Origin of the sequence: Herbiconiux sp. UC225_62, assembly GCF_042694625.1 — a bacterium.
In the GTDB taxonomy this organism is placed as follows: Bacteria; Actinomycetota; Actinomycetes; order Actinomycetales; family Microbacteriaceae; genus Herbiconiux.
In genome coordinates, this window is the sequence record NZ_CP170551.1 from 3,598,829 (window position 1) to 3,616,424 (window position 17,596).

16 protein-coding genes are annotated in these 17,596 nt (G+C 69.2%); 9 read left to right on the plus strand and 7 right to left on the minus strand.

The features are described 5' to 3' along the window. Positions 1-57: 57 nt before the first annotated feature. A complete protein-coding gene (locus ACFJGU_RS17580) occupies positions 58-747 on the plus strand; it encodes a TetR/AcrR family transcriptional regulator (RefSeq protein WP_382305150.1) in 690 nt (229 codons plus the stop codon). A gap of 27 nt (positions 748-774) precedes the next feature. Here the strand turns inward: ACFJGU_RS17580 and ACFJGU_RS17585 are convergent, their stop codons facing one another. Then, positions 775-1,596 carry an SDR family NAD(P)-dependent oxidoreductase gene (locus ACFJGU_RS17585; protein ID WP_382305152.1) on the minus strand — a complete coding sequence of 274 codons (822 nt, stop codon included), beginning with the start codon at positions 1,594-1,596 and terminating at the stop codon, positions 775-777. A 159-nt stretch (positions 1,597-1,755) separates the two neighbouring features. On the opposite strand from ACFJGU_RS17585, the gene ACFJGU_RS17590 reads away from it, so the two are divergent. Continuing rightward, positions 1,756-5,466, plus strand: a complete 3,711-nt coding sequence (locus tag ACFJGU_RS17590) for a TM0106 family RecB-like putative nuclease (RefSeq protein ID WP_382305154.1) — start codon at positions 1,756-1,758, stop codon at positions 5,464-5,466. Here ACFJGU_RS17590 and ACFJGU_RS17595 read toward each other — a convergent pair. Then, positions 5,426-5,716 (minus strand): hypothetical protein, encoded by a 291-nt coding sequence (locus ACFJGU_RS17595; RefSeq protein ID WP_382305155.1) that lies wholly within the window; start codon positions 5,714-5,716, stop codon positions 5,426-5,428. The two genes, ACFJGU_RS17590 and ACFJGU_RS17595, sit on opposite strands and share 41 nt — an antisense overlap. 35 nt (positions 5,717-5,751) lie before the next feature. On the opposite strand from ACFJGU_RS17595, the gene ACFJGU_RS17600 reads away from it, so the two are divergent. The 4 genes from ACFJGU_RS17600 (at position 5,752) to ACFJGU_RS17615 (ending at position 10,027) form a co-directional block, all read left to right on the plus strand. Beyond that, complete coding sequence (locus tag ACFJGU_RS17600; RefSeq protein ID WP_382305157.1) at positions 5,752-6,243, plus strand: SRPBCC family protein; 492 nt, start codon at positions 5,752-5,754, stop codon at positions 6,241-6,243. Positions 6,244-6,255: 12 nt separating this feature from the next. Then, positions 6,256-7,281: an L-glyceraldehyde 3-phosphate reductase gene (gene mgrA, locus ACFJGU_RS17605; protein ID WP_382305158.1), complete on the plus strand. Its 1,026-nt coding sequence runs from the start codon at positions 6,256-6,258 to the stop codon at positions 7,279-7,281. A 7-nt stretch (positions 7,282-7,288) separates the two neighbouring features. Then, positions 7,289-9,631, plus strand: coding sequence for a GNAT family N-acetyltransferase (locus ACFJGU_RS17610; protein ID WP_382305160.1), 2,343 nt, complete (start codon positions 7,289-7,291; stop codon positions 9,629-9,631). Between the two features lie 84 nt (positions 9,632-9,715). Beyond that, the gene (locus tag ACFJGU_RS17615; RefSeq protein ID WP_382305162.1) at positions 9,716-10,027 is read left to right on the plus strand and encodes a helix-turn-helix domain-containing protein; all 312 of its coding nucleotides are present in this window, start codon (positions 9,716-9,718) and stop codon (positions 10,025-10,027) included. A 15-nt stretch (positions 10,028-10,042) separates the two neighbouring features. On the opposite strand, the gene ACFJGU_RS17620 is transcribed toward ACFJGU_RS17615, so the two are convergent. The 4 genes from ACFJGU_RS17620 to ACFJGU_RS17635 all read right to left on the minus strand — a co-directional run bounded on the left by ACFJGU_RS17620 (position 10,043) and on the right by ACFJGU_RS17635 (position 12,707). Continuing rightward, entirely contained in the window at positions 10,043-10,297 is a 255-nt protein-coding gene (locus tag ACFJGU_RS17620; RefSeq protein ID WP_382305164.1) for a hypothetical protein, read from the minus strand. A gap of 126 nt (positions 10,298-10,423) precedes the next feature. Continuing rightward, positions 10,424-11,167, minus strand: coding sequence for an ABC transporter ATP-binding protein (locus ACFJGU_RS17625; protein WP_382305165.1), 744 nt, complete (start codon positions 11,165-11,167; stop codon positions 10,424-10,426). 2 nt (positions 11,168-11,169) lie between these two features. Beyond that, on the minus strand, positions 11,170-11,973 hold the full coding sequence (locus ACFJGU_RS17630; RefSeq protein ID WP_382305166.1) for an ABC transporter permease: 804 nt from the start codon (positions 11,971-11,973) through the stop codon (positions 11,170-11,172). Between the two features lie 41 nt (positions 11,974-12,014). Further along, the gene (locus ACFJGU_RS17635) at positions 12,015-12,707 is read right to left on the minus strand and encodes an NTP transferase domain-containing protein (protein WP_382305167.1); all 693 of its coding nucleotides are present in this window, start codon (positions 12,705-12,707) and stop codon (positions 12,015-12,017) included. Positions 12,708-13,143: 436 nt separating this feature from the next. Here ACFJGU_RS17635 and ACFJGU_RS17640 point away from each other — a divergent pair, with 436 nt between their 5' ends. Genes ACFJGU_RS17640 through ACFJGU_RS17650 form a run of 3 tightly spaced genes read left to right on the plus strand, consistent with a single transcriptional unit; the run spans position 13,144 to position 16,278 of the window. Then, the gene (locus tag ACFJGU_RS17640) at positions 13,144-14,394 is read left to right on the plus strand and encodes an ABC transporter ATP-binding protein (protein WP_382305169.1); all 1,251 of its coding nucleotides are present in this window, start codon (positions 13,144-13,146) and stop codon (positions 14,392-14,394) included. Beyond that, complete coding sequence (locus tag ACFJGU_RS17645; RefSeq protein WP_382305171.1) at positions 14,370-15,941, plus strand: hypothetical protein; 1,572 nt, start codon at positions 14,370-14,372, stop codon at positions 15,939-15,941. Before ACFJGU_RS17640 ends, ACFJGU_RS17645 begins: the two co-directional genes overlap by 25 nt. Before the next feature lie 43 nt (positions 15,942-15,984). Next, positions 15,985-16,278 carry a DUF3039 domain-containing protein gene (locus ACFJGU_RS17650; protein ID WP_092553626.1) on the plus strand — a complete coding sequence of 98 codons (294 nt, stop codon included), beginning with the start codon at positions 15,985-15,987 and terminating at the stop codon, positions 16,276-16,278. Here ACFJGU_RS17650 and ACFJGU_RS17655 read toward each other — a convergent pair. Continuing rightward, positions 16,265-17,593 carry a nicotinate phosphoribosyltransferase gene (locus ACFJGU_RS17655; RefSeq protein WP_382305173.1) on the minus strand — a complete coding sequence of 443 codons (1,329 nt, stop codon included), beginning with the start codon at positions 17,591-17,593 and terminating at the stop codon, positions 16,265-16,267. The genes ACFJGU_RS17650 and ACFJGU_RS17655 overlap by 14 nt on opposite strands. Positions 17,594-17,596 lie beyond the last annotated feature (3 nt).

The following is a 17,596-nucleotide window of genomic DNA, read 5'->3' on the forward strand; positions in this document are numbered from 1 at the left end:
GTTTCGGATCTATTCGGTCTAGAATTAATCCTAACGTCAGGAAAGGAGATCGCCGCAATGACGCAGAACGATTTCGACGACGCATCCGGAGCTGCCGCCTCCGAAACTGGCAACGAGGTGTCCGAGGGCACCGGCGCGCCCGAGCAGGCCAAGCTCGGCCGCAAGCGCGACCACACCCGCGACCCCGAGATCCTCGAGGCCGCGCTCGACGTGCTGGCCGAAGAGGGCTACGACGGCATGACCATCGACATGGTGGCGGCCCGCGCGAAGGCGGGCAAAGCGACGCTCTACCGTCGCTGGGCGTCCAAAGGCGAACTCGTGGTCGACGCGGTGGCGTGCATGAAGCAGGGCGATCTCGACCACACCCGCCTGCCCGACACCGGCACCCTGCGCGGAGACCTGATCGCCATGATCAAGCCGCGCACCATGGAGGACGCCGAGCGCAAACTGCAGATCATGGGCGGACTCATGTCGGTGCTCTCCCGCAATCCGGAGCTGTCGGATGCGATCAACACCGCCATCATCGAGCCACGGGCCGAGGTGAACCGCATCCTCCTCCGACGAGCGCGGGATCGCGGCGAGATCTCGCCCGACGTCGACATCGACGCCCTCGCGCTGGTCTCGCCGTCGATGGCGTCCTACCGCACCCTGGTGCTGAAGAAGCCGGTCGACCGCGAGTTCCTCGTCTCGCTGATCGACGGCGTCATCCTGCCGGCCGCGGGCGTCCGCTCGCCCGTCGGCGCCTGACGCGGCTGAGGTTCTGAACGAGCGAGGTCAGCGCCGGACCATCGCCGAGCTCCGATCCCAGAGGGCCGCGGCGAGCGCCGGGTCGTCGGCACCCTTCTTCAGTCGCGCCGGTTTACGTTTGGCGTAATAGCCGCCGCTCTGCCACGTACTACCCGGCTTCGTGGTGGCGAGCCAGACGAGGGTGTCGGCACCCTTCTCGGGCGGCAGGATGAAGCGGTTCAGCACCGATCGGTACATCAGTCGGAGCCCGCTCCGGGACCCAGCCGAGAAGCTCGTGGCCACGACTCCGGGATGGAAGGCGGCTGCCGAGATGCCGCGATCGTGGAACCGCTTGTGCAGCTCCCGCGTGAAGAGGATGTTCTCGAGCTTCGCGTTGCCGTAGGCCAGTTCGGGCCGGTAGTGCCGCCGTGATTCCAGGTCGTCGATGTCGAAGTCGCTGTAGAGGCGGTGCGCGACGCTCGACGTGGCGATCACCGTCCCGCGGCTCTCCGCGAGCCGGTCGGCGAGGAGCATCGTGAGCAGGAACGGAGCCAGGTGATTCACCTGGAAGGTCTTCTCGTGCCCGTCGACCGTCTCCTCGCGTGGTCCCATCAGCCCGCCGGCGTTGTTGGCGAGAACGTCGATGCGCGGGTAGCGGGTGAGCAGCTGCGTCGCGAGTTCACGCACGTCGTCGAGGCGCGCGAAATCGGCCGTGAACGAATCGGCACCGAGTTCCGCGGCCACCGCGGCGGTCTTCTCGGCCGAGCGCCCCACCACCACGACCTCGTCGCCCTGGCGGGAGAGGGCGCGCGCTGCGGCGGCGCCGATCCCGTCACTCGCCCCGGTGATCACGATCGTTCTGCCCGCCATGCTCCGACCCTAGCCCCGACCCGCGCGAGCGGCGCGGCCCGTGTCGGTGGCGCGGGCTACCCTGAGGGTGGTCTCGGATGGAACCCGAGCGCGCATCGAGCAGGTATCGAGCAGGTATCGAGCAGGCATCGAGCAGGCATCGAGCAGGGAGGAGAGCGGATGATCGTCGTCGGCGGAGCAGAGCATCCCCAGACGGTGCTCTACAGCGCCACCGACCTGACGGCCGCGGCCACCTGCGAGTTCGCTCTGGTGCGCCGGCTCGACGCCAAGCTCGGGCGCATCCCTCCCGTTCCGGACAGGGGCGACGCGATGCTCGAGCGGGCCGCTCGACTGGGCGATGCGCACGAGGAGCGGGCGCTGGAGGCGTTCCGGCGTCGTTTCGGCGCGTTCGACGGCGTCTCGCCCGCGGGGGTCGCCGAGATCGAGCGGCCCGAGCGCACCACCCCCGAGGCGCTGCTCGCCCAGCAGGAGATCACGGTCGACGCGATGCGCGCCGGTGCCGACGTGGTGTTCCAGGGCACCTTCTTCGACGGCCGGTTCCTCGGGTTCGCCGACTTCCTCGTGCGCGTTCCGGATGCGCCGGGCCCGGCAGGAGCATCCGTTCCGGGCGCGTCGGCCCCGGTCTACGAGGTGTACGACACCAAGCTCGCCCGGCACGCCAAGGTCACCGCTCTGCTCCAGGTCGCCGCCTACGCCGACCAACTGGAGCGGCTCGGTGTTCCGGTGGGTCCGCAGGTGCATCTGCTGCTCGGCGACGGCTCGACGTCGACGCATGAGTTGCGCGACATCCTGCCCGTGTTCCGCAACAGGCGGGAACGACTGGAGGCGCTGCTCGACGAGCGGCTGACCGAGCCCGCCGTCGAGTGGGGCGATCCGCGCTACACCATCTGTGGCCGATGCGAGGTGTGCACGCCCGAGGTCGAGGCGCACCGCGACCTGCTGCTGGTGGCCGGCATCCGCATCACCCAGCGCACCCGGCTGCGGGATGCGGGAATCACCACCATCGATCAGCTCGCCGAGTCGGAGGGGCTGGTGGCCGACCTGCCCGAGTCGACGCTCGAGGCGCTGCGCGACCAGGCGCGCATGCAGGTGGCGGGCCGCTCCGGCCTCGCTTACCGGGTCTTCGATCCGAACGGCCTGGCGGGCCTTCCCGTGCCGGATCCGGGCGACATCTTCTTCGACTTCGAGGGCGATCCGCTCTACAGCGAGAACGGCGGGCCGGATCGGGGGCTCGACTACCTCTTCGGGGTGGTCGAGCACGCACCCGAGGGCAGCGGAGTCGGCGGTACCGTCTTCCGTCCGTTCTGGGCGCACGACCACGCCGAGGAGAAGGAGGCCCTGCGCGCCTTCCTCGACTACGCCACCGAGCGTCTGCGCGAGCATCCGGGCATGCACATCTACCACTACGCCAACTACGAGCGGGCGCACCTGCAGTCGCTCACTGCGCGGCACGGAGTGGGCGAGGAGCAACTCGACGAACTGCTGCGTCGCAACGTGCTCGTCGATCTGTATCCGGTGGTCAAGAAGAGCATCCGGGTCAGTTCTCCTTCGTACAGTCTGAAGAAGCTCGAACCCCTCTACATGGGCGAGCTCTACCGCGACAGCGAGGTCACGAACGCCGCCGATTCGATCATCGCCTACGTGAACTACGTCGAGTTGCGCGAGCGCGGTCGAACGGATGCCGCCGCCGCCGCTGCCGCCGAAGCCCAGCTGCACGAGATCGCCGACTACAACGAGTACGACTGCGTGTCCACGCTACGACTGCGCGACTGGCTGCTCGCCCGCGGTGCCGAGAACGGCGTCATCCCGCTGCGCGACGACGCGCTGTTCGCGGCCGGGGACCTCACGCTCGACGGCGTGACCGACGCCTTCGCCGCCGCGCCGCCGCCGGCGAACGCGGTGGAGGCGGCTGCGCCCTTCGAGCCGAGCGCGCTGCACCGGTCGCTCACCGCTCGGCTCGAGCACGCCGACCCGGCCCATCGCACCGCCGACGAGACGGCGATCGCCCTGGCCGCCGCGGCCATCGACTACCACCGCCGCGAAGACAAGTCGTTCTGGTGGGAGCACTTCAACCGCCTCGACCAGCCCGTCGACGAGTGGGCCGACACGCGCGACGTGCTGGTGGTGACGGCCGTGGTTGTCGAGACCGACTGGTATCGCGGCCCCGGTCAGCGCACCGATCGCCGGGAGGTGCGCTTGCGCGGCCGACTCGCGCCCGGCAGCCGACTTGACCCGGGCGAGAACGGACGGTTCTTCGTCTACGACCCGCCGCATCCGTGGCCGGCACCGCGGTCGCGCGTGAGCGACCGGGTGGCACATCCGCGCACCGCCCTGCTCGACGTGGTCGTGCTGCCCAACGGTGTGACCCAGTACCTCTTCGAGGAACGTCAGACCATGAACGGTGTCGGCTACTCGGCGTTGCCGGTGGCGATCACGCCGTCCGCGCCGCCGAAGACGACCTCGCTGCAGGTCGCGATCGCGGAGTGGGGGCAGCGTCTGGCCGATTCGCTGCCGGATTTCCCGGGTGATGCCGCGATCGATCTGCTGCGGCGCCGCCCGCCGCGACGGCGTGACGGGCGAGCGCTCGAACCGGTGCGGGAGGGGGCCCGTGGCGCGATCGACGCGATCCGGGATTCCCTGCTCGCCCTCGACGACTCCTACCTCGCCGTCCAAGGACCGCCCGGCACGGGCAAGACCTACACGGGGGCACGGGTCGTCGCCGACCTCGTAAACCGCCACGGCTGGACGGTGGGTGTCGTCGCCCAGTCGCACTCCGTGGTCGAGAACATGCTCGCCGCCGTCGTCGGCGCGGGGGTTGCTCCGGAACGCGTGGGCAAGGCGAGCGAGTCGCCCGACGTCCCGTTCACCCGGTTGCAGCGGGACGGGCTCGGCCGGTTCCTCGCCGGGGCGGCCGCCGCCGGCTCCGGTGCGGTCATCGGCGGAACCGCGTGGGATTTCACGAACACCGGCCGGGTCGACCGCCGGCAACTCGACCTGCTCGTGGTCGACGAGGCCGGCCAGTACTCGCTCGCCAACACCATCGCCGTGAGTGTCGCCGCGCGCAACCTGCTGCTGCTCGGCGACCCGCAGCAGCTTCCGCAGGTGACGCAGGGCACGCATCCGGAGCCCGTGGACACGTCGGCGCTCGGCTGGCTGACCGACGGGCACGACGTGCTGCCGGCCGAGCTCGGCTACTTCCTCGACGTGAGTTGGCGGATGCATCCGGCCGTCTGCGAGCCGGTGAGCCTGCTCTCGTACGAGGGGGAGCTGCACGCGAAGCTGCCGGCCACCACGGATCGGTCGCTCGACGGAATCTCGCCGGGGCTCCACCTGCACCCTGTGGCGCATCACGGCAATTCGACGGAGTCGCTCGAAGAGGCGGAGCGCGTGGTGGAGATCGTGCGCGGGCTGATCGGGCGACCGTGGCGCGATCCGGCCGAGGCAGACGCAGACGCCGACGCAGCCGCCGACGCTTTCGCACGAGGCGGCACGCGCCCCCTCGGCGAAACCGACGTCATCGTCGTCGCGGCCTACAACGCTCAGGTCGAACGGCTGCGAGCCGTGCTGACGGCGGCCGGCCTGGCCGACGTGCCGGTGGGCACGGTCGACAAGTTCCAGGGGCGCGAGGCCGCGGTGGCCGTGGTGTCGCTCGCGGCATCCTCGGCCACCGATGTCCCGCGGGGCATCGGCTTCCTGCTCATGAAGAACCGGCTGAACGTCGCCGTGTCTCGTGCGAAATGGGCCGCCTACCTGGTGTTCTCACCCGCGTTGGCCGATCACCTGCCGGTGAACGCGGCCGATCTCGCCACCTTGTCGGCGTTCCTGCGACTCACGCGAGAGACTCCCAGCGCCCCTGAACCCGGCGCGTGACCTGCCAGGCGATCGGCTCGGCCGAAACCCGTGCGCCGTCGATGCCCTGTTCCGCGATCAAGAAGGCGGCTTCGTCGGTATCGGCGGTGTAACGCACGGTGACCCGGGGCGATCCGCCCGCGATGGCGATGTCCGACGCCTCGACGGTGGTGAAGTCGGCGATGGCCTGGGTCAGGGTCGGCAGGACCTCCTCCGGGCGCACGCCCAGTTCGAGGGTTCCGACGATCATGGTGACACGGTAGGAGGGCATGGTCCCAGCGTAGGGGGAAGGCATACGGTGGGCAGATGGAGCTCGTCGAATTCGTTGTCGAGGGGGAGGCTCCCGTCTCGGCGCAGCTTGCCTTCAGCAGGGTCGTGCCCCGCGACGACCGCACGCTCTTCCGCGGTTACCTGCGCGTGCTCCCCGCGGTGGTCGGGATCTCCGACCAGAGCGGGCCGTGGAACCACCCCGGCGAGCAACGTACCGTGCACCTCTCCGACGGCAGCGAGTTCCGGGAGGAGCTCGTGCGCTACGCGCCGCCGGATACACCGGATGCCACCGGGCTGTTCGAATACCGGGTCACCGCTTTCACCAAGACGCTCGGCCGGTTGGTGTCGGACGCCTATGCGAGCTGGCACTACGAGCCCCGCCCGAGCGGATCGGTCATCCGGTGGAGCTACGGATTCCGCCCCCTTCCGCGCCGCCGATTCGTGGTGGAGCGGGTGATCGGGCCGATCTGGCGGCGCTACATGCGCCGATCGATGGCGGAATGCGTGCGTGTCGCGTCCGGTGCATGAAATCATCGGATGATGAGCTATCTCGCATCCGACGACCGCTACGCCTCGTTCCCCTATCGCCGTACCGGCCGCAGTGGTCTGCTGCTGCCCGCCGTGTCGCTCGGTCTCTGGCAGAACTTCGGCGACGAGACACCGCTCGACACCCAACGCGCCATCCTGCGCCGCGCTTTCGACCGTGGAGTGACCCATTTCGACCTGGCGAACAACTACGGACCGCCCTACGGGAGCGCCGAGACGAACTTCGGGCGGATCTTCGCCGAGGACTTCCGGCCGTACCGTGACGAACTGGTGATCTCCACCAAGGCCGGCTACGACATGTGGCCGGGGCCCTACGGCGACCACGGGTCGCGGAAATACCTGCTCGCGTCGCTCGACCAGTCACTCGCGCGGATGGGCCTCGAGTATGTCGACATCTTCTACTCGCACCGCGCCGATCCCGAGACGCCCCTCGAGGAGACGATGGGGGCCTTGCACACCGCCGTGCAGTCCGGCCGCGCGCTCTACGCCGGCATCTCCTCGTATTCGCCTGAGCGAACCGTCGAGGCGGCGCGCATCCTGGCCGAGTTGGGCACCCCGTTGCTCATCCACCAGCCCTCGTACTCGATGTTCAACCGCTGGATCGAGGAGGGACTGCTCGACACCCTCGGCGAGCTCGGCGTGGGGTGCATCGCGTTCTCCCCGCTCGCTCAGGGACTCCTCACGACCAAGTACCTGGGCGGCGTCCCGGCCGAGTCGCGCGCGGCCCGAGAGGGATCGATGTCGTCGCGGATGCTCTCCGACGAGACACTCGCCCGGGTGCGCGCACTCGACGAGATCGCCTCCGGGCGCGGTCAGTCGCTCGCGCAGCTCGCGCTCTCCTGGGCGTTGCGTGACGAGCGGGTGACCTCGGTATTGATCGGTGCCTCCTCGGTGCAGCAGCTCGACGACAACCTCGACGCCACGAAGAACCTCGCGTTCGACGCGGCAGAATTGGCGCGGATCGACGAGTTCGCGGTGGACGCCGGTATCAACCTCTGGCAGACGTCCAGCGCGGTCTGAGCCGCGCATGACCGCGGTGCTGCTCACCGGCTCGCGCGCGCCCGCGACCCTCGATCTCGCGCGCCGCTTCGCCGAGGAGGGCGCCTTCGTCGTGGTGGCCGACAGCCAGCCGGCGCTCACTTCGGCGTCGCGGGCCGTCGGCGCGTCCTACCGGGTGCCGCCGGCGCGATTCCGGCCGTGGGAGTTCGCCGAGGCCGTGGCGGGGATCGCCCGGCGTCACGCGATCGACCTCGTCGTGCCCACCTGTGAGGAGATCTTCTGGCTGGCGGCGGCAGCGGACGACGCGGGCATCCGTCCGTTGCTGTTCGCGCCCTCCATCGACACGTTGCGCCGGCTGCACGACAAGGCCGCGTTCGTCAGGGTGCTCGACGAGATCGGAGTGGCGCATCCGCCGACCGAGGTGATCGACTCCCGGATCGCCTGGCGGCGGCGGGCCGCCCGTCGGATCGCCCATCCGGAGGGCCCGCTGGTCGTGAAACCGGCGTTCTCCCGCTTCGGTACCCGTACCCGTTTCGTCGACGCGGGCGGACCCTTGCCCGAGATCGGCCGGGTCACGCGCGAGGAGCCGTGGCTTCTTCAAGAGCGGCTCGAGGGCACCGAGTTCTGCAGCTACGCGGTCTCCGTCGACGGGAGGGTGACGGCGTTCGCGGCCTACCGACCGGTATGGCGAGCGGGCGTGGGCGCCGGAGTCGCCTTCGAGCGACTCGATGCCACGACCGGGCCGGGGGCGGAGGCGCGCGAGATCGCCGATCGTGTCGCCGCCCACCTCTCGGTCACCGGCCAGTTCGGTCTGGACCTGATGGCGACCGACGCCGGTGTTCGCGTGCTCGAGTGCAATCCGCGCGCGACCAGCGGCGTGCACCTCTTCGCCCGGGGCGACGGGCTGGCCGGAGCCTTCTCCGGCGTCGAGGCGTCAGCACCGAGTCGAGCTTCGGCGCGTCTCGCCATCCCGCACACGATGTATGCCGTGCCGGGTATGGAGCGGCCCGCCGACGTGGTCCGCTGGCTGTCGCAGGTGCGGTCTCCGGATGTGCTCCGGCCGCCGGGAGATCGCGTCCCGATCCGGACGCTGCTGCGCTCGGTCGCCGTGCAGGCGCGGGCGGCGCACCGCGCAGGCGTCTCCCTCACCGCGGCCTCGACCCACGACCTCGAATGGAACGGGGAGGCCCTCCCTCCCCGCCGCGGCCTGGCTCCGTCCGGACCATCGACTCCGGCCCGCTCCGGCGAGATCCGCCAGCCGCACGACGCGATTCGATCGTTCGTCGACGGGGTGCGCGCGGGCGGAGGGACGAGCGCGTTCGTGAAGAATGTGGACGTCGAGCTCGGCTGCATCACGATCGAGGAGGAGGTGCTGCCCGTCACGACTCCGGCCGCTCGACACGAGACGTCGTCCTCCGTGCCCTCGAGCTACGTCGTGTCCCCGCTGACCCACTACGTCCACTATGCCCGCGAAGAGCTCAGCGGGCTGACGTCGCCCGCGGCGCGAGGGCTCGCCAAGGTCGTCCTGGTCGGCTTGGAGGCGGTCCTGCGCGCCGGTCGTGTCGACGACGTGGTGATGGTGGGCAACGCCCTGCTCTCCACCAACCTGCTCCCGGATCCCGACGGGCGCTCGGTGCTCGAGGTCACGGAGCGACTGGTGGCGGCGCATCCCGGTCACGCGATCACCTGGCGCAGCGTGCACGGTCGCGGCAGCCGGCTGCCGGAAACCCTTCGTCGCGTGGGCTACCGCGTGATCCCCTCGCGGAGCGTGCTGTTCACGGCGACCCGTGACACGGAATGGTCGACCCTCCGCGACGTCAAGCGCGACCGTGCCCTGCTCGAGGACTCCGGGTACACGGTGCGCCGACTTGCGGCCCCGCCGACCGACCGGGAACCCGACGGGACCGACGCTCGCCTCGCCGACCTGTACCACCAGCTCTACATCGGGAAGTACTCGCCGTCGAACCCGCAGTACACGGCCGCGTTCGTGGCGCTGGCCCGAGGTACCGGACTCCTCGACTTCACCGTGCTGGAGCGCGACGGCCGGATCGACGGCGTCTTCGGTTCGCGTGTCGCCCACGGGCTGCTCGCGGCACCCTTGGTCGGTTACGACACCACTCTCCCGAAGGAGACGGGCCTGTACCGGATGCTCAGCTACCTGATCGCCCGCACCGCCCACGAGGCGGGAGTCGACCTCCACAATTCGAGCGGGGTCGCCGATTTCAAGCGCCATCGGGGGAGCGAGCCCGAGCTCGAGTTCACGGCCGTCTTCACCCGGCACCTCGCCGCCCCGCAACGCGGCGCGTGGGCGGTTCTCGACACGGTGGTGAACCGCGTCGCGGTGCCTCTGGTCACCCGGAATGGACTCTAGAAGGGAAGCGTTGACACCACAGGCGTGAAAGCGCGCGCCGTATGGGCTCTGGTCGCGCGAGCATGGGGCCGGTAGGCATGAGGTGTGAGTTCCGTCCATTCCGATGCCGCCCGCCTTCTCGGGGCTCGCATCCGAGACGAACGCCACCGCTTCGCGATCAACCAGATGGAACTCGCCGAACTCGCCGGGCTGCACTTCACCAACCTGGGCAAGATCGAACGCGGTCAGGCGAACCCGTCGCTGCACACCATCCTGCGCATCGCGGGCGCGCTGAACCTCAACCCGGCGGTGCTGCTCGACGGCATGTCGGCCGACATGCTGCCCGACCGGCCGCACAAGATCACGGTGGCCGACCTGATCCGGGCCCGCGAGGCCGGCGAGCAGCCTCAGCCGTAGCCCCGCCCGCGGGCGTCAAAAGCTCACCCGCCAGAGATACTCGTCTCCGTTCGGCCGGAACCAGCGGATGATCAGCACCGCGGACTGGGGGAGCGACTCGCCTCGGATGCGCAACAGCACCTCCTGCCCGGGCGCGAGGAGGAGCGGTGCGGTCGCGCGCATCAGCCCCGAACCCAGCAGGCTGAACGACAGGCCACGGATGGGCTCGTCGCTGATGTTGCTGAGCCGGTAGCTCCGTGGTGCATCGCGTCGATCGAGGCGGAGCGGCACGGGATAAGCGACGGAATCGGTTTCGTGATGAGTGATGTGACTGCTTGCCATGCCCAGAGCAAAACCCCCACCACCGACAATGGAGCCCCTCAACCGGCCCCCGGCGACCAAGTGTGGATAACTTCGTCAGGAAGGGTCGGCTGTGTCGGAGGAGTAGCGCTCCAAGGCCTCTTCGATCGGGCCGTCGAACACGAGCCGGCCCTTGTCGAGATACAGCCCCCGCGTGCAGAAGCGACGCAGGTCGCGCTCGTTGTGCGAGACGAAGAACAGGGTGCGGCCTCCCTCGAGCAGCTCCTCGATGCGCCGGTAGCACTTCTCGCGGAATCCCTTGTCTCCCACGGCCAGCACCTCGTCGACAAGGATGATCGGCTCCTCCAGCTGCGAGATCACGGAGAAGGCGATCCGCACGCGCATCCCGCTCGAGAGGTGCTTGTAGGGGGTGTCCAGGAAGTCGCCGATCTCGGCGAACGCGATGATGTCGTCGAATCGCGCATCCACTTCGCGCCGCGTCATGCCGTGCAGACCGGCCGTGAGGTACACGTTGTCGCGCACCGAGAGGTCTTCGACGAAGCCGCCGGTGATCTCGATCAGCGGCGCCACGCCTTCGCGCACCCGCACCTGCCCCTCGTCGGGCAGCACCACCTCGGCCACGAGTTTCAGCAGGGTCGACTTGCCCTGGCCGTTGCGGCCGATGACCCCGATCGCCTCGCCCTGCCGCACCGTGAAGCTGACGTCGCGCAGCGCCCAGAACTCGCCCGGGCGAGAGCGTCGGGTGCTGCCCGCGAAGAGGTCTTTGAAGCTCCGGCGGGCACGCCGGTTCCGCTTGAACCGGATGCCGACGCGGTCGACCGAGATGACGTCGCTCTGCACGCTCAGATCTCCTTCAGCACGCTGCGCTCGGACTTCTGGAACACCAGGATGCCGACGGCCAGCAGCACCAGGGACATCCCGGCCCCGACCCCTACCTGGTACCAGTCCAGCTGATCGGGGAAGAAGCCCGCGCGATAGAGCGAAAAGACACCGGAGAGCGGGTTGAAGGCCGCCCACGGCTGAAGCCCCTCCGGCAGGTCGTGCGTGCCGTAGATGATGGGCGAGGCGTAGAACAGGAACCGCAGGGCCAGCTTCACGGCCCTCTCCAGGTCGCGGAAGAACACCACGAGCGGCGCCACGATGAGTGCGACGCCGACGGTGAGCACCGCCTGCAGAAGGATGCCCAGCGGGAAGAGCAGGATGTCCCAGTTCACGGTGGCTCCCGCGAACACGGCGAAGAGCACGAGCACGGGGATGCTCGCAAGGAACTCGATGCCCTTGGAGAGCACCAGGCGGTTGACCCAGATGGTGCGGGGGATCTTGGTCGACCGGATGAGCTTCGCCTCGCGCAGGAAGGCGCGCGTCGCATCCGACACCGTGCCGTTGAACCACATCCAGGGCAGCAGTGCCGAGAGCAGGAAGACGATGTAGGGCTCGGTGCCGACCGGGCGGTGGAACACCTGGGTGAAGACGAACCAGTAGATGCCCGCCATCACGAGCGGGTCGAGGATCGACCAGACGTAGCCGAGCGCCGACGTCGAATAGCGCACCCGCAGATCGCGACGGGTGAGCAGCCACAGCGAATGCCGGTACCGCGACCACCCGCCGCTCTTGCGAGACAGCGGCGCCAGTGTCGCTGCGCTCACGTGCCGGGGCCTTTCCGTTGTCGGTCGGCCCCTACTCTATTTCAGACGAACAGGTTTGCCCGCTCCAGGTCTTCCTGGAAGTCGACCTCGACCGCGTAGAGATCGGAGATGTCGACGGGCTCGATGAGCACGCGATCCTTCTCGATCGCCAGCTCGAGGCCGCGCTCGAAGTAATCCTGGTCGTTCACCTTCTGCAGGTGCCGGATGAAGGAGGCCTTGTCCCGCGAGGAGATGTAGTTGATGCCCACGGCCTCGCCGAGGCCGCCGACGACCGTCTTGGAGAGCTCGTCGATGTAGCCCTCCGCGTTGGTGGTGTACTTGACCTCTTCGTCGGAGACCTTCGCGGTGTTGACCGTCACGAACGACTGGTCGCGCGCGATCATCGGAACGGCCCGGTCGAGAACGCTCGGGTCGAACACGACGTCGCCGTTCATCCAGAGCACGCCGCCCGAGGTGGATGCCTGCAGTGCGCGGAGCAGGCTCTTCGACGTGTTCGTCTGGTCGTACTCCTCGTTGTAGACGAAGGATGCCTCGGGGAACGCCTCGATGATGTGCTCGAGCTTGTAGCCCACGACGATGGTGACCTTCGCGTTCGCTCCGAAGGCGTGCCGGATGTTGTCGAACTGCTGCCCCATGATGGTGCGGCCGTCGCTCAGCTCGGTGAGAGGCTTCGGGAGCGAGCGGCCGAGCCGGCTTCCCATGCCTGCGGCAAGTATGACGACCTGGGTGGTCACGTTTGTCTCCTCTGGTTGGCGATCATTGCTGATCATGCGGTGCTGGGAGAGGACGAGCGTGAGCATCGTGCAGCCGAGAAGCAGTGCAGAGTTCAGACCCGATTAACCTCTCGGTTTCGATCCAGACACCTCGTCATGCCTCCGTTCAGTGTACTGTGCCCCCATTTCGGGGCAAGGGCGGCACTGTGTATCGTTTCTGTTTCGTGATGCGGGTGTCGGGCCGAAGAGATGTCAGACTGAGGGCTTCGTGACCACTCCATCAGGCAAGGGCGACGAGCCCGGTGCAGGGCAGCAAAGGGATTGATAGGTTAGTGCGGTGAGCTCAGAGTCAGACACTCCAGATGCCGGGGGAGCACGGTCTGGCGGCCCACGCGCCCCTCGCCGCGCACCCGCGAAAGCGGCCGGCACGGCGTCGGCGGCGGCGGGCCGGACGCCGGTGAAACGCACTCCCGCGCAGAAGCCGGCGGCCGCTGCGAAGCCGACGACTCCGGCGAAGCCCACCACTCCGCGCCGCCCGTCGACCGCGGCGAAATCCGCTGCGACGGATGCTCCCGACGTCGCCGCCGCTGCGACGTCGGCACCGGCACCGGCGCGCAAGAAGCCCGCTGCACCACGGAAGCCCGTGCAGCGCAAGCCCGCCGCCAAGACGCCGGCAGCCGCGGCGCCGACCACTCCGACGACCGACCAGCCCGACGCGGTCGATGAAGTCGAAGCCGCCTCGGAGGCGCCCGCGGCGGTAGAGACTGCCACCGACACCACCGTGGTCGAGGCTCGGCCCAGCTCCGCAGGGGAGACCGTGGTCATCCCGGCGATTCCCGCTCCCGTGGCGGCGCCCGCCCCTCGCACGCCGCGCGTGCCTCGCACCCCCCGCAAGCCGCGGGCCGCGGTCTCCACGCCGCCCCTGGTCGTGCGCGACATCGACCCCAGCAACATCGTGCTCTCCATCACGGGGCTGACGAAGAAGTTCGGCAGCACGACCGCGGTGGCCGGCATCGACATCGACGTGCCGCAGGGCTCCTTCTACGGCATCGTCGGCCCGAACGGCGCCGGCAAGACCACCACGCTCTCGATGGTCACGGGCCTCCTCCGCCCCGATGGCGGCACCATCACCGTTCTCGAGCAGGACGTCTGGCGCGACCCGACGGCGGCGAAGCGCTTGATCGGCGTGCTGCCCGACCGCCTGCGGCTGTTCGACCGCCTCACCGGCCGTCAACTCCTCTACTACTCCGGCACGCTCCGTGGCCTCGACGCCGCGACGGTGGCTCACCGGAGCGACGACCTCGCCACCGCCTTCGGCCTCGAGGACGCGCTCGGCCGGCTCGTGTCCGACTACTCGGCGGGCATGACGAAGAAGATCGCCCTGGCCTGCTCCATGATCCATTCGCCGCGCATCCTGGTGCTCGACGAGCCCTTCGAGTCCGTCGACCCCGTGTCGGCCGCGAACGTGGTCGAGATCCTGGAGAAGTACGTCTCGGGCGGCGGAACCGTGGTGCTCTCCAGCCACAGCATGGACATGATCCAGCGCGTCTGCGACCGCGTCGCCATCATCGTCGAAGGCCAGGTGCTCGCCAAGGGCACGGTCGACGAGGTACGCGACGGCGGCACCCTCGAACAACGATTCGTCGAACTCGCGGGCGGCCGCAAGAGCGCAGAAGGCATGGAATGGTTGCTGAGTTCCTCCGACTGAGGCTGCGCCTCCTCGCGAACAACGTCAAGCGGCCCACGCCCCAGCTCGTCGGGGTGATCATCGGCACGGCCTACGCGGTGATCATGGGGATCGCGCTCATCGCGGTCCTGTTCTCCCTGCGCACCGGGGAGCCGGAGATCACCCGCAACATCGTGGTGATCGGCGGTTCCGTCGTGGTGGCCGGATTCTTCCTCCTGCCGCTGTTCTTCAGCACGCAGGATCCGATGGATCCGCGCTCGTTCTCGCTCTACGGGGTGACCGACGGATCGGTCGCCTTCGGACTGTTCGTCGCGGCCTTCCTCAGCGTGCCGTCCCTGATCGTCACGGTGGTGAGCCTCGCCACCATCGCCACCTGGTCGCAATCGCCCGGCTCTGCTCTGCTCGCGGTGGTCTCGGCCGTCGTCGGGGCGCTGACCTGTGTGCTCGGCGCCCGGCTCGCCACCTCGATCTCCGCCTTCGTGTTCGTCACCCGCCGGTCGCGCGAGATCGGGGTGACCGTCGGCGTCTTGGCGATCATCGTCATCGTCCCCGGCATCCTGCTGCTCATGCTCACGGGGTGGGGCAACGACGGCGGCGGCTTCTTCTCCGCTCTCGAGAACGTGCTCGGCTGGACGCCGCTCGGCGCGGTCTGGGCCATCCCCGCCGACGCGGCGAACGGCCAGTGGGTCTTCTCGGTGTTGAAGCTCCTGATCGCCTTGGCCACCCTGGCGCTGCTCTGGCTCGCCTGGAAGGGCCTCGTGGCCCTGATGCTCGTGACGCCCGGTCACCAGAGCGAGACCCGCGAGCACGCCGGCCTCGGCTGGTTCGGGCGCACTCCCACGACGCGCACCGGCGCCATCGCTGCACGGTCTCTCACCTACTGGGGCCGAGACGCGCGCTACTACGCGCAGCTCGTGATCGTGCCCGTGGTGCCGATCGTCACGGTGGTCGTGTTCGTCTTCGTGGGCATCCCGATCGAATACACCGCCCTGCTGCCCATCCCGTTGATGTGCGTCTTCCTCGGCTGGGTGGTGCACAACGACGTCGCGTTCGACCACACGGCCATCTGGCTGCACGTCGTGGCCGGCCGTGTGGGCGTCGCCGACCGCATCGGGCGCATGATCCCGGTCGTGCTGATCGCCATCCCGTTGATCGGCATCGGCTCCTTCCTCAGCGTGGTCTTCGCCGACAATCCGGATGCACTCCCCGCGGTGCTCGGCACCAGCACCTGCCTGGTGCTCACGGGCCTCGGCCTCGGCAGCATCTTCTCGGCCCGGTTCCCCTACCCGGCCAGCCGCCCCGGCGACAGCGCGTTCACACAGCCGCAGTCCACCGGCGCCACCTCGGTGCTGGCGCAGGGCTTCTCGCTGGGCGGCACGCTGATCCTCTCCACCCCCGCCGTCGTCTACGGCGTGCTGGGCGTGTTCGTCGACCCGGACTACTTCTGGGTGTCGCTCTGGACCGGTCTGGGCGTGGGCGTCGTGACGGTCGTGCTGGGTGTCGCGTGGGGCGCACGCATCTTCACGCGTCGCGGGCCCGAGATCCTCGCCGCCGCACAGCGCAACTGAAACAGCGGGCCGAGCAGCGCCGGAGCGATCTACAATTGACCCCATGGTCAATCCCGTTTTCGACAGCATCTCCGAGCCCGGGGACATCCCTTCCGGTGGAGGCACGGCCACTCTCGACCGCGAGCTCCAGGAGCTCATCGAGGCCGAACAGTTCGACCCCGGAGACCACGAGCGCTTCTCGCACTACGTGCAGAAGGAGAAGATCCTCGAGTCCGCTCTCACCGGCAAGCCGGTGAAGGCGCTGTGCGGCAAGAAGTGGACGCCGGGTCGCGACCCGGAGAAGTTCCCGATCTGCCCCACCTGCAAGGAGATCTACGAGAAGCTCATCGACGAGTAGCGAACGCCTCGGCGTCGACGTACACCGTCGGCAGGGCCGGATCTCCGGCCGCGAGCCGGAACGCCTCCGGCGGCAGTTCGCGCAGCGCGATCGCGCGCCGCTCGCGCGCGGACTCCACACCGTGGGGCCCGGTGTAGGCGGCATCCGCCACACCGTCGGTCATCAGCCGGGTGTGCAGCATCCGGCCCGGCACCACCGAAGGTGCCGCGGCCCCGACGTAGATGGTCTCCGACGTCGCGATCCCGGATGCGCTGAGCGCGCGCACCGGATGCTTGCGCCCGCCGTGGGTCGCCTTCTCCGGCGACTTCTTGGCCACCGAGATCCACTCGCCCGCGTTGTTCTGCCGGGCGACCAGCTTGTAGACCATGCCGGCCGCGGGGGAGCCCGATCCCGTGACCACGGAGGTCCCGACGCCGAAGGAGTCGACCGGGGTCGCGGCCAGAGCTGCGATCGTGTACTCGTCGAGGTCGTTGGTGACGGTGATCTTCGTGTCGCGGTTGCCGAGCTCGTCGAGCTGTGACCGCACGGCGGAGACGAGGGTGAGCAGGTCTCCCGAGTCGAGGCGCACGGCGCCGAGCTCCGATCCGGCCACCCGCACGGCCGTCCGTACGCCCTCGGGCACGTCGTAGGTGTCGACGAGCAGGGTGGTTCCCGGGCCGAGAGCCGCGACCTGTGCCCGGAAGGCCTCCTCCTCGCTGTCGTGGAGCATCGTGAAGGCGTGGGCCGCGGTGCCCATCGTCGGCACGCCCCAGGTGCGGCCGGCTTCGAGGTTCGAGGTGGCCGCGAACCCCGCGATGTAGGCGGCTCGAGCGGCGGCCACCGCGGAGCGCTCGCCCGTGCGGCGCGACCCCATCTCGGCGAGCGGGCGGCCGCGGGCGGCGGAGACCATCCGGGCGGCGGCACCGGCCACCGAGGAGTCGTAGTTGAGCACGCTGAGGATGAGGGTCTCCAGGAGGACGCCCTCGGCGAAGCTCGACTCCACCACCAGGATCGGCGAGTTCGGGAAGTAGATCTCGCCCTCGCGGTAGCCCGTGATCGTCCCGGAGAACCGGTAGTCGGCCAGCCAGTCGAGGGTCGGGGCGCTGACGACGCCGTGCTCCCTCAGGAAGTCGAGCTCGGCATCCTGGAACCGGAACTCGGCGATGAGTTCGAGGAGGCGCCCGGTCCCGGCCACGACGCCGTAGCGGCGGCCCGCGGGGAGCGAGCGGCCGAAGGCCTCGAAGACGCTCCGCCGGTCGTGGGTGCCGGCGCGGATGGCCGCATCGACCATCGTGAGTTCGTAGCGGTCGGTGAGCAGGGCGGTGGACGCGGTCACCCT

Excerpts from the sequence above, each read along its gene's own strand:
- ACFJGU_RS17600 (WP_382305157.1), top strand. The coding sequence starts at position 5,752 with ATGGAGCTCGTCGAATTCGTTGTCGAGGGGGAGGCTCCCGTCTCGGCG.
- ACFJGU_RS17650 (WP_092553626.1), top strand. The coding sequence starts at position 15,985 with ATGGTCAATCCCGTTTTCGACAGCATCTCCGAGCCCGGGGACATCCCT.
- ACFJGU_RS17580 (WP_382305150.1), top strand. The coding sequence starts at position 58 with ATGACGCAGAACGATTTCGACGACGCATCCGGAGCTGCCGCCTCCGAA.
- ACFJGU_RS17610 (WP_382305160.1), top strand. The coding sequence starts at position 7,289 with ATGACCGCGGTGCTGCTCACCGGCTCGCGCGCGCCCGCGACCCTCGAT.
- mgrA (WP_382305158.1), top strand. The coding sequence starts at position 6,256 with ATGAGCTATCTCGCATCCGACGACCGCTACGCCTCGTTCCCCTATCGC.
- ACFJGU_RS17590 (WP_382305154.1), top strand. The coding sequence starts at position 1,756 with ATGATCGTCGTCGGCGGAGCAGAGCATCCCCAGACGGTGCTCTACAGC.
- ACFJGU_RS17645 (WP_382305171.1), top strand. The coding sequence starts at position 14,370 with ATGGTTGCTGAGTTCCTCCGACTGAGGCTGCGCCTCCTCGCGAACAAC.
- ACFJGU_RS17595 (WP_382305155.1), bottom strand. The coding sequence starts at position 5,716 with ATGCCCTCCTACCGTGTCACCATGATCGTCGGAACCCTCGAACTGGGC.
- ACFJGU_RS17585 (WP_382305152.1), bottom strand. The coding sequence starts at position 1,596 with ATGGCGGGCAGAACGATCGTGATCACCGGGGCGAGTGACGGGATCGGC.